Source organism: Robiginitalea sp. (assembly GCF_049588695.1).
Taxonomy (GTDB): Bacteria; Bacteroidota; Bacteroidia; order Flavobacteriales; family Flavobacteriaceae; genus Robiginitalea.
Genome location: NZ_JBAVZJ010000596.1, coordinates 1 through 6,165 on the forward strand (window position 1 = coordinate 1; position 6,165 = coordinate 6,165).

Below are 6,165 nucleotides of genomic sequence, written 5' to 3' on the forward strand. Positions count from 1 at the left end.
CTTTGAAACTATGCAGTTCCCAGTCCCAGTTTGCAGTCAAAAAAGAAATTAGATCTTGGGAAGTGACCCTGCCAACTGCCACTGCCAACTGAAGACTTCTCTTCGTACCCTCTACCTGCCTCAGGTAATCGGGGAGCCATTGGCGGAAGCTGCGTCTTCCGGGGTGACAAAAGTGAGTTTCCCATCCGGATTCTCCGCCAGGAGCAGCATACCCTGGCTTTCTACCCCGCGCAGGGGCCTGGGGGCCAGATTTACCAGCACGGTTACTTTCTTGCCGATCAGGGACTCCGGTTCGTAGTGTTCCGCAATACCTGAGATAATAGTCCGGGTATCCAACCCGGTGTCTACCTTCATCACGATGAGCTTTTTGGTCTTTGGCATTTTCTCTGCAGAGACAATGGTGCCTACGCGGAGGTCCATTTTTGAAAAGGTTTCATAATCGATGGTTTCCTTTTGGGGCAGTAGAGGCGTATCGGACATTTCATTTTCTTTTTTAGTCTGAATGAGCTTATTGAGTTGGGCGTCAACTTCTGAATCCTCAATTTTTCGAAAAAGCAGTTCAGCAGGACCTATGAGATGTCCTGCAGGGAGCGTATCGGTTTTTTGGGGGAGACTGTCCCAGGTTGAGGGTGTTTTAAGAGATTTAAAATTTAAAATCTTCTTTAATTTTTCAGAAGTAAACGGCAGGAACGGTTCAGCAAGGACCGCGAGACCCGCCGCCAGTTGCAGGGCTGTATTTAAAATAGTGCCCACGCGTTCCCGATCTTCTTTAATGACTTTCCAGGGTTCTTCATCGGCCAGATATTTGTTGCCCAGACGGGCCAGGCTCATCAGTTCCTGAAGGCCTTCCCGGAAGCGGAATCGCTCTAAACTGCCTGAAATCTGCCCTGGAAAACGGGAAAGTGCAGTCAACACCTCCTGGTCAGTTCCACTCAGTTGGGTCGCTGCGGGGATAGTACCATCAAAGTATTTGTGGGTCAGGACGACCACCCGGTTTACGAAATTCCCGAATATGGCGACCAGTTCGTTATTATTCCGGGCCTGGAAGTCTTTCCAGGTGAAATCATTGTCTTTGGTTTCCGGGGCATTGGCGGTAAGTACGTACCTCAGGACATCCTGCATGTCCGGAAAATCCTGCAGGTATTCATGCAACCAGACCGCCCAGTTTTTCGAGGTAGAGAGTTTTTTTCCTTCGAGGTTCAAAAACTCATTGGCAGGGACGTTGTCCGGTAAAATATAGTCCCCGTGGGCCTTGAGCATACTGGGAAAGATGATACAGTGAAATACTATGTTGTCTTTTCCAATAAAGTGAAGCAGGCGGGTTTTGGGATCTTTCCAATAAGGTTCCCAGTCTTTTCCTTCCCTGGCAGCCCACTCCCGTGTTGACGAAATGTAGCCAATCGGGGCGTCAAACCAGACGTAAAGGACTTTTCCTTCTCCCCCGGGCACAGGTACTGGGATGCCCCAGTCCAGATCCCGTGTAACGGCCCTCGGTTTAAGTCCATCATCGATCCAGGATTTGCACTGCCCGTATACATTGGGTTTCCAATCCTCTCTATGCCCTTCCAGAATCCATTGCTTTAAAAACCCTTCATACTGGTCGAGGGGAAGATACCAGTGACGTGTTTCTTTTAATACCGGAACGGCACCGGTAAGGACGGATTTGGGATTGATCAGATCTGTGGCGTTTAGTGAAGAGCCGCATTGCTCACACTGGTCCCCATAGGCTTCTTCATAACCGCATTTCGGACAGGTTCCCGTAACAAAGCGGTCGGCCAGAAATTGTTCGGCTTCCGCATCGTACAGCTGGGCCCTGGTTTCTTCCATAAAATCCCCCTGATTGTAGAGATCCTTAAAAAATTCAGAGGCCGTTTCTTTATGGATATCTGAGGAGGTTCGGGAATAGTTGTCGAAGGAAATCCCGAATTCCTCGAAAGACGCCGCGATGATGTGGTGGTACTTATCGATCAATTCTTGTGGGGTTACCCCTTCTTTTTTGGCCTTCATCGGGATGGCTGCCCCGTGCTCGTCACTACCGCACACGAAAAGGACATCTTTGCCCGATAAACGCAGGAAACGACAATAGATGTCAGCAGGGACATAGACCCCTGCAAGGTGGCCAATGTGAATAGGGCCGTTGGTATAAGGTAGGGCGGCGGTGACTGTGGTCCTTGAAAAAGAACCCTCCTGTTGGGTCATAATTTAGTGCTATGGAGCACAAAAATAACCAAAATTAAAAGGGAGTTAGGAAACCATAAGGGATTTCGCCATTTTCTGATCCCGAACGCTGATGCGATAAATGTATTTCCCGGTAGCCAGATGCCTGGGAACGCGGTCGCGCACATTGATATCCAGACTGCCGCCCATCAACATCTCATTGTACAGGGTGGCGACCTTCTGACCGAGAATGTTAAAAAGGGTCACATCTACATGGGCCGAAAAGGGCATCTCCAGATGGATATGCGGATTCGCTTCCGTGGGGTAGAAGGGCATGTGGACAATACCCTCTGCCGGGTCACCTGCCGGGAGTTCGGGCAGGGGGTCTGGATCCGGACCTGAAGTAGGCGGGGTATGGGGCTCATCGTCATAGGCGATATCTGGAAATTCGACACCACTACAATTAAAACCGAGGTTTACAGGGGTATAGGGATGTCCCAATAAGTGTTGTTCCACTAAAGGAATGGGTACGCAGAGCCATTCGGCCAGGACCGTGGCGTAGAGGTCCCGGAAGTCCATGGTGTATTCAAGATTCCCGCGGTTGTTGGGACTTTCCAGGGATGGGTGTTCGCCGACAAAAGCGCTTCCCTGCAAACCGGAACCAAAGAAGAGCGTAGGTGCTGCTTTCCCGTGATCCGTACCGTTGGAACCATTTTCGAAGATCCGTCTTCCGAATTCCGAAAAGGTCATACTGAGTACCTTATCATCCTGCTGGGTAAAGGACAGGTCTTCGTAAAAATTGTTTACAGCCACCGAGAGATTGGTCATCAGCCGTTCGTGTGCCAGGGGCTGGTTTCCATGGGTGTCAAATCCTCCCATGGAGATCATATAGACTTTGGTGCCGAGATTCCCTTTGATCAATCGGGCTAAAAGGGCGAGTTGGCGTGCAAAATTATTATCCTGGTATTCCACTTCATTCTGACCCCGCTCATAGGCATCGTGGATTACACCTGAGTATTCGTACGTGGTATTGGCCACACCCCTTAAGAATCGGATCTGATCGCTATACATACAATCTCCGTAGAGTTGTGGGTCCATATTGTATTGCACTCCGGTTTCAGCGATTTCTTCCAGCTGGTCGATATTGGAAGTCACAAAGGCGTAGTTGGTTTCCTCACCTTCGAAAACGAGGTTCCCAAAATTACCGATTTGGACGGCTGCCGGGGCTGCCGGGGGGTTAATCAGGTATTCCGGATAAATATTTTCAAAGTAACGCCCCATCCATCCCGTGTTGAGTCCACTGAAACCCGTGGTTTCAAGGTCGGTGTTGGCGTAGATATCGGAACCGGTAAAATGAGAGAGGCTTTGGTTCTGGTAACCCACACCGTGAACCGCCTTAAACTGCCCTTCTCCCCAGAGGCTTTCCAGGGCTTGCATATAGGAGGGAATCCCAAACTCATCGGTCAGTTTGATGATTTTACTCTCCGGGATGTAGATATTCGGCCGGGCATTGGCGTAGCTGTCGTACTGTTCGATCGGGATGACCGTACTGAGCCCGTCATTCCCTCCCGAGAGTCGGATCAGGATCAGGATCCCATCTCCCTCGGCATTGGCGATGGCGGAGGTCAAAGGCGACGGGGAAGAGGCAGAAAGGACATTGCCCCCAAGCATCAGGGAACCCGATCCGGCAATTCCAAGGGCCTGAAGAAAGGAACGCCGACTCCAGACCGTGTGCTCCTGATCGTGTTGAGCGCGTTCATTCCTCGGAATTGGGTTATGAGAATCACACATAGTAGTAGGTTTATTTTAACTGGAATTCAGGTTGTCGTGCCAAATGCAAAAGCAGCAGGAAAACCTGTTGAGGCACTTCCATACTTACCGCGAGCATCCATAAACCCAAACCACCGTCCACGTAATCCGGGCCGTAATAGTTCCCGGGAACGTCCTCTATTTTAAACACGGACATGGCGTTTTCAAACTCCTGATCCGTGAGCAGGCCCTTTGGCAGAAATTTATCTACCAGGGCCCTTACCACGGTTTCGGGGTTACTTGTATTGCTATTGGCCGCACCTGCAACCTCCATGGCAAGCGTGCGGAATTGTTCCGGGTTTTCCTGAAAATACCCTTGTATCAGGACCTCCATGGTGAGCCAGCGGCCGATCATGAAATTTGTATTGATCCAGCTTCGGTTGCGCTGCCACCCCGCCACATCTATCGGATCAAAGAGTTCCTGGCCCAATAACCTGGCAGATTCCCGTGTAAAGGAGAGCGTGGTTTCCGTAGCGGTGAAGCCGGTTTCGTCAATAAAATTCAGGTAAAGATCAAAAGGACTCTTAATGATGACCCCTATGGCATTATCATCGAAGAAGTGTTGGCTTTTAAAAAGTTGGGAGAGTACGGGTGCAAGTTCAAAATCATTTGCAATAAAGGTTGCGGCCATACCGGAAATGATGGTTTGGGCATTACCCGCGGCATCACTGGAGTCCGGATGCACAAAAAATTCATAAAGCCTTTGACATATAAATCCGGCAATTTCCTGGGGACGCTCCTGAAAGAGAATGTCTATAACATCGTCGTATCCCCAGTTCCCGGTTTGACCGAGTATAGTCTTGGGCCCGCTGTCAAAAGCAGTTTCATCAAAAAGGACAGGGGTCCATCGAACCTCTCCGCGTTCCGTGTACCCCGAAAGGGCTTTTGAGGTTTCTACAACATCCTCTTCCGTATACCCATTCCCTTCTCCAAGGGTGAAGAGTTCAAACAACTCCCGGGCGTAGTTCTCGTTCGGGTTCCTTCCATTATTAAAAGCGCCATCCAAATAAAACAGCATGGCATTGGTCAACCCGATTTCATGTACAAAGGTTTTGAAGTTGCCCAGGGCATTGCGCTGAAGGCAGTTGACGTATTCATACAGGAAGGCGGGACTGTCATAGACATCCAGCTCGGTCACAAAGTGATTGCTCCAGAAAAAACTCAGGCGATCCCTTAAGGTATTGGTCTGTAATTCCCGGATGTAATCCAGGGCCAGGGCATCGATCTGAGTGCGTATAACCGCGCGTCTCTGGTCGTTGTCAGCCGGGTAGTTGTCCTGATTCCATGTGGCCCATTCCGGGGCAGGAATCGGAGGAAGGGCCAGGGCCTGATTTATAATTGAATCCACTAACTGATCGGCGGACTGACCTTCAGCCTGGTCAATGGTTTGTACTGAAGCACCAAAACCCGCCCTTCTGTACAGGTGCTGTACCTGCAACCGGTCCAATGGACTCGTGTTGGGTGCCAGCGGAGCGGTATTACAATTCACAAAATACTCCATCGTCATAGCGTGCTTAAAGCAGGTTCATCGGGTTAGGGACTCTTTTGAAACGCGGGTCAAATAGGGATAGTATCCCAGGTTGTGCTTTTTCGATAAAAGGCGCGGTGAAGATATGTTCAACGCTATATTCTTGCGGTGAAACACGTTTATTTTCGATGAATTACATCTTTTTAGAAATGAATCGGGAAAAAAAGGCCCTCGCTGCGCACTACAGACAGGGAATGGCAGGAGAAGAAGCTGCGGTAGCTTATCTGTATGAAAAGGGGTATGAAATCTGGGATCGGAATTACCGCTTTCGCAGGGCTGAAATCGATATTCTGGCCTTCCGGGGTGGCGTATTGGTTGTCGTTGAAGTCAAAACCCGTACCAAAGGTTTTTACAAGTCGCTCTCCCATACGATATCCCCGTTAAAAATTCGGCGCCTGGTGCGGGCAGCAGATCATTTTGTACGGGCGCATGGTTTGGAAATAGAAGTCCGTTTTGATATTATCCAACTCTGTGGAAAACCCGGTAATTACAAGTTAGTGCACCTACAGAATGCTTTTTATCACTTCTGATTGCTACCAGGAGTGACGATCCGTTATCCTTTGATATATCCCTCGAGTTCTTTAATGGCAGGAGTTTCCCCAACTTTCCCCCCAGCTTCGATAACGGAATTCCCATAGACACGGATGGTCGATTTGATAAAGTCAGAAGCC

The 6,165-nt window shown here is 49.6% G+C and carries 4 protein-coding genes; 1 reads left to right on the top strand and 3 read right to left on the bottom strand.

Translation table 11 applies throughout. From position 1 onward, the window contains the following. Positions 1–120 precede the first annotated feature (120 nt). From metG to WBV75_RS13655, 3 genes are read right to left on the bottom strand one after another with little or no spacing between them, the layout of a single operon-like run. On the bottom strand, positions 121–2,199 hold the full coding sequence (gene metG / locus WBV75_RS13645; RefSeq protein WP_424121136.1) for a methionine--tRNA ligase: 2,079 nt from the start codon (positions 2,197–2,199) through the stop codon (positions 121–123). A 45-nt stretch (positions 2,200–2,244) separates the two neighbouring features. Then, positions 2,245–3,948 carry a DUF1501 domain-containing protein gene (locus WBV75_RS13650; RefSeq protein WP_424121137.1) on the bottom strand — a complete coding sequence of 568 codons (1,704 nt, stop codon included), beginning with the start codon at positions 3,946–3,948 and terminating at the stop codon, positions 2,245–2,247. A 10-nt stretch (positions 3,949–3,958) separates the two neighbouring features. Next, entirely contained in the window at positions 3,959–5,467 is a 1,509-nt protein-coding gene (locus tag WBV75_RS13655) for a DUF1800 domain-containing protein (RefSeq protein WP_424121138.1), read from the bottom strand. A 155-nt stretch (positions 5,468–5,622) separates the two neighbouring features. On the opposite strand from WBV75_RS13655, the gene WBV75_RS13660 reads away from it, so the two are divergent. Continuing rightward, positions 5,623–6,024 carry a YraN family protein gene (locus WBV75_RS13660; RefSeq protein ID WP_424121139.1) on the top strand — a complete coding sequence of 134 codons (402 nt, stop codon included), beginning with the start codon at positions 5,623–5,625 and terminating at the stop codon, positions 6,022–6,024. Positions 6,025–6,165 lie beyond the last annotated feature (141 nt).

Coding starts and splice junctions, on each gene's coding strand:
- WBV75_RS13660 (WP_424121139.1), top strand. CDS start 5,623: ATGAATTACATCTTTTTAGAAATGAATCGGGAAAAAAAGGCCCTCGCT.
- WBV75_RS13655 (WP_424121138.1), bottom strand. CDS start 5,467: ATGGAGTATTTTGTGAATTGTAATACCGCTCCGCTGGCACCCAACACG.
- WBV75_RS13650 (WP_424121137.1), bottom strand. CDS start 3,948: ATGTGTGATTCTCATAACCCAATTCCGAGGAATGAACGCGCTCAACAC.
- metG (WP_424121136.1), bottom strand. CDS start 2,199: ATGACCCAACAGGAGGGTTCTTTTTCAAGGACCACAGTCACCGCCGCC.